General features: G+C 71.0%; 1 protein-coding gene and 1 pseudogene. One reads left to right on the top strand and one right to left on the bottom strand.

Annotated elements, in window-relative coordinates:
* Window positions 1-1,441: acyl-CoA dehydrogenase family protein (locus WBP48_RS13430; protein WP_424441235.1), on the bottom strand; the 1,441-nt coding region annotated here is incomplete at its 3' end.
* 200 nt (window positions 1,442-1,641) lie between these two features.
* On the opposite strand from WBP48_RS13430, the pseudogene WBP48_RS13425 reads away from it, so the two are divergent.
* Window positions 1,642-1,997: pseudogene (locus WBP48_RS13425) on the top strand (ATP-dependent DNA ligase); the annotation flags it as partial.

The raw sequence follows: 1,997 nt of genomic DNA, 5'->3' as shown, positions 1-1,997 counted from the left end.
CGGCGATCGCGGACGCACCGCCGGCCGCGACATCCCGCAGCGCCGACACGGTCTGCTCGATGAGGCCGAACAGCGCCTCCGCCGTCGCGCCCTGGTCGCGGATCACTTTGCGTCCGACGAGGTCGTTGGACTGGATCGCCGTCGTGCCCTCGTAGATCGGCATGATGCGGGCATCGCGGTAGTGCTGCGCGGCGCCGGTCTCCTCGACGAATCCCATGCCGCCGTGCACCTGGATGCCGTCGCTCGCGAGCGCCACGGCATCCTCCGTCGACCAGCCCTTGAGAATCGGCACGAAGAACTCCGCGAGCGCGAGATCCCCCGCTTCGGCCGACAGCGAGGCCACGTCGAACAGGTCCGCGACATAGACGCCGAGCGCGCGCATCGCGAAGACGTCGCTGCGCATCGACAGCAGCAGCCGGCGTACGTCGGGGTGCTCGGCGATCGGGGCCGCGCCCTCACGCCCGAGCACTCGTCCTTGTATGCGCTCCCCGGCATATACCGCAGCCTGCTGCCATGCGCGGTCCGCGATGCCCGTCGCCTGGAACCCCATGCCCATGCGCGCCGAGTTCATCATGACGAACATGCCGGCCAGTCCCCCGCCGACCTCGCCCACGAGGTAGCCGGTCGCGTCCTCGTACGAAAGCACGCACGTCGGCGAGCCGTGGATGCCGAGCTTGTGCTCGAGCGCCACCGTCGTGACGGCATTGCGCTCGCCCAGCGACCCGTCCGCGTTCACGAGCCGCTTCGGGGCGACGAACAGCGACAGCCCCCGCGCGCCCTCCGGCGCGCCCGGCGTGCGCGCGAGCACGAGGTGGACGATGTTCTCGGCGATGTCGTGATCGCCCCACGTGATGAAGATCTTCTGGCCGCGAATCCCCCACGTGCCGTCCTCGCGCGGCGTCGCGATCGTGCGGATCGCGCCGAGGTCGCTCCCGGCATCCGGCTCGGTGAGGTTCATCGTGCCGGTCCACTCCCCGGACACGAGCTTGCTGAGGTAGGTCTCGCGCAGGGCGTCGGATGCTGCGGCGTCCAGCGCGTGGATCTGTCCCGCCGTGAGCAGCCAGCACAGGGCGAACGCCGCGTTGGAACCGTTCCAGATGTCGCCGAGCCCCGCCCGCACGGCACCCGGCAGGCCGTCGCCTCCGGCCGACACGGGCGCCTCGGCGCTCACCCAGCCCGCCTCGACGAACGCGTGGTACGCCTCCGCGAACCCCGCCGGCAGGTGCACCTGACCGTCGACCAGCCGGGCGCCCTCGCGGTCGCCCGTCTCCAGCAACGGCGCGAGGACGGATGCCGCGAACTCCCCTGCCCCGGCGATGACGTCGACCCCGTCGTCGGCCGTGAGCTCGCCGCCGGTGGCGCGGGCGACGATGTCGAGGCCGAAGGCCTCGCCGAACAGGAATGCGTAGTCCGCGACGGGCGGTTGGTACTCGGTGGCCATGAGTCCTCCTCGGCTGACACTCCGAGTCATTCTAGCTGACACTCAGTATCAGCGCATCCCCTCGGCGAGACCCGCGCACCGCAGGATGCCGAGGAGATGGACGATGCTGAGGAGCAGGACCCGGCATCCCGTCCTCAGAATCCTGCACTCTCCGCTGGAACCTCCGCGAGGATGGTGCCGTGTACGAGATTCCCGCTCCCATGCTCGCGAAGTCCGTCCCGGCCGTGCCCGATCCGGCGAAGACGCCCGGCGGACTGTCGTTCGAGCCCAAGTGGGACGGCTTCCGCGCCCTGATCGCGTGGGACGGGACCGACGTCGAGATCGGCTCCCGCGGGGCGAAGCCCCTCACCCGCTACTTCCCCGAACTCGTCGCCGCATGCGCCGCGCTGCTGCCGGGGCCCTGCCTCGTCGACGGCGAGATCGTCGTCGCGGCCGGCGATCCGGCGCGACTGCAGTGGGAGCTCCTCTCCCAGCGGATCCACCCCGCCGCCTCACGCGTGGCGCTGCTGAGCGAGACCACGCCGGCGATGTTCATCGCGTTCGACCTGCTCGCGCG

It is taken from the genome of Microbacterium sp. (genome assembly GCF_049661145.1).
In the GTDB taxonomy this organism is placed as follows: domain Bacteria; phylum Actinomycetota; class Actinomycetes; order Actinomycetales; family Microbacteriaceae; genus Microbacterium.
The sequence above is the reverse complement of the archived record's forward strand: the minus strand, read 5'-3'. Positions and strand labels throughout refer to the sequence as shown.